Annotated in this window: 4 protein-coding genes; 2 read left to right on the forward strand and 2 right to left on the reverse strand. The window is 68.2% G+C overall.

Features of this window, described 5'->3' with window-relative positions; genetic code table 11:
* On the reverse strand, positions 1-641 hold a 641-nt coding region (locus VGE49_RS01495), incomplete at its 3' end, for a ubiquinone/menaquinone biosynthesis methyltransferase (RefSeq protein ID WP_331032820.1).
* Positions 642-776: 135 nt separating this feature from the next.
* Between VGE49_RS01495 and VGE49_RS01500 the strand changes: the two genes are divergently transcribed.
* Entirely contained in the window at positions 777-1,070 is a 294-nt protein-coding gene (locus VGE49_RS01500; protein ID WP_331032821.1) for a 4a-hydroxytetrahydrobiopterin dehydratase, read from the forward strand.
* The gene (locus VGE49_RS01505; RefSeq protein ID WP_331032822.1) at positions 1,067-1,846 is read left to right on the forward strand and encodes an SDR family oxidoreductase; all 780 of its coding nucleotides are present in this window, start codon (positions 1,067-1,069) and stop codon (positions 1,844-1,846) included. The genes VGE49_RS01500 and VGE49_RS01505 overlap by 4 nt, the downstream gene beginning before the upstream one ends.
* Before the next feature lie 58 nt (positions 1,847-1,904).
* Here the strand turns inward: VGE49_RS01505 and VGE49_RS01510 are convergent.
* Positions 1,905-2,538, reverse strand: a 634-nt coding sequence (locus VGE49_RS01510; protein ID WP_331032823.1) for a threonine--tRNA ligase, incomplete at its 5' end; no start/stop codon positions are given.

Genomic DNA, 2,538 nt, shown 5'->3' on the forward strand with positions numbered 1-2,538 from the left:
TAGCTGTCGCGATCCTTGGCGACCCATTCGCCGATGCGCGGAATGGCGTGGAAGGACCAGGCGTCATAGGCCTTGCGCAGGGCGCCGGTCGTGGGGCGCGAAAACTCCAGACAGATGAAGCGGCCGCCGGGCTTCAGCGCACGCCGCGCCTCCTTCAGCGCGCCCGCCACGTCCGACACGTTGCGGATGCCGAAGCTGATCGAATAGGCGTCCAGGCAGGCGTCGGGGAAGGGCAGATTCATGGCGTCGCCGACGCCCCAGGCCATCTCCGGCTCGCCGCCCTTGGCCACCCCGTTCAGGATCATCTCGGCGTTGTAGTCCATGACGATGACGGTGGCGTCCTCGCCGCCGCGCCGTTCCTGGGCCGCGCGCGCCATCCTGGAGTAGCGCCGCGCCATGTCGCCGGTGCCGCCGGCCATGTCGAGGATGAGCTCGCCCGGCCGGGCGTTCAGCTTGGCGGCCGTGGCGTCCTTCCACAGGCGGTGCACGCCCGCGCTCATCAGGTCGTTCATCAGGTCGTAGTTGGACGCGACGGAGTTGAAGACGCCGCGCACCATCTGGACCTTTTCCTTCGCATCCACGTCGCGGAAGCCGAAGGAAGAAGTCTTGCCGGAGGAGGGGGAGGGATCGGCCTGGGTCATGGATGCGGGTGTAACGCCTCGCGCGGTCGGCGTCATCCGGGGAAGCGTCGCAGATGGCGGTCGGGGTGACGCGGCGTCACGGCTTGTCGCCCTCGCAGGCGCACGGTACGCCTGAACAAAATCAAGGAGTCGCCCATGACCGCCCTCGACGTGACCGAAGTTCTGGCGGGCCTGCCCGACTGGCGCCGCGCTGATGATCCGCGTCCGGCCATCGCCCGTAGCTTGCGCTTCAAGGATTTCAACGCCGCCTTCGGCTTCATGACCCGCGTCGCCCTGCTGGCCGACAAGGCGGACCACCATCCCGAATGGTCGAACGTCTACAACCGCGTCGAGGTGCTGCTGACCACCCATGACGCGGGCGGCGTGACCGAGAAGGATGTTTCGATGGCCCGCTTCATCGACGACGCCGTGAAAGGCCAGGTCGAGTGAGCCGGGTCGCGGGCAAGGCCGCTCTCATCACCGGAGCGGCGGGCGGTCTGGGCCAGGCCATGGCGCGGATGCTGGTGCGCGAGGGCGCCAGGGTCGCCGTCTCCGACCGCGACCTGAACGGGGCGCGGGCCCTGGCCGACAGCATCAACGCCGAGCATCCGGGTTCGGCTTTCGCTTATGAGCATGACGTGACGCGCGAGGACGATTGGGTCCGCGTGGTCGCCGCCGCCGCCGAGGACATGGGCGGCCTGTCCATTCTGGTGAACAACGCCGGCATCGGCGGTTGTCTGGCCTGGGCCGAGCAGGACACCCTGGACAACTGGCGTCAGGTCCAGGCGGTCAACATCGAGTCCGTCATGCTGGGCTGCAAGCACGCCATGCCGCATCTGCGGGCTTCCGGCGCGGGCTCCATCGTCAACATCTCGTCGATTGCGGGACTGGCGGCGGCGCCGGGCATGGGCGCCTACAACGCCACCAAGGCGGCGGTCTGGCTCTACACCAAGACGGTGGCGCTGGAGTGCGCCAAGGCGGGCTGGAACGTGCGCGCCAACTCGGTCCACCCGGTCTTCATCAAGACCCCGATCCTCGATCCCTTCGTCGCCATGGCCGGCGGCGACGAGACGACCGCGCACGAGAAGCTGGCGCGCGGCATTCCGCTGAAGCGCATCGGCGAGCCGGACGACGTGGCCTGGTGCGTCCTCTACCTGGCCTCGGACGAGTCCAAGTTCGTGACGGGCGCGGAGTTCAAGATCGACGGCGGCCTGACGGCCCAGTGACCGCAGCAGGGGGCTAAAGAAAAACGCCCCGGTCTTTCGGACCGGGGCGTTGTCATGTTCAGGCCTGACCGTCGCGGATGCGTTTCAGGTCCGGCGCCAGGGCCTCGTCGGTCAGGATGGCGATGGCCTCCTCGACGGTGACGATGGTCTGGGCCTGGCTGCCCAGACGGCGGATGGCGACCTTGCCTTCCTCGGCCTCCTTGCGGCCGACGACGGCGATGGCGGGCACCTTGCCGACCGAGTGTTCGCGGATCTTGTAGTTGATCTTCTCGTTGCGCAGATCGATCTCGGTGCGCAGGCCCGCGGCGCGGAACTTGGCGGCGACTTCCTCGGCATAGCCGTCGGCGTCCGAGGTGATGGTGGCCACCACGGCCTGGGTCGGCGCCAGCCACAGCGGGAAGGCCCCGGCGTAGTTCTCGATCATGATGCCGATGAATCGTTCGAAGCTGCCCAGGATCGCACGGTGCAGCATGACCGGGCGGTGCTTCTGGCCGTCCTCGGCGATGTAGGTCGCGTCCAGACGGTCCGGCAGGACATAGTCCAGCTGGATCGTGCCGCAGGTCCATTCGCGGCCGATGGCGTCCTTGACGATGAAGTCCAGCTTGGGCGCGTAGAAGGCGCCGTCGCCCTCGGCGATGACCGGCTCGACCCCGGCGGCGCGGGCGGCTTCGGCCATCTGGGCCTCGGCCTTG

The organism is Brevundimonas sp. (assembly GCF_036405315.1).
Lineage (GTDB): Bacteria > Pseudomonadota > Alphaproteobacteria > Caulobacterales > Caulobacteraceae > Brevundimonas.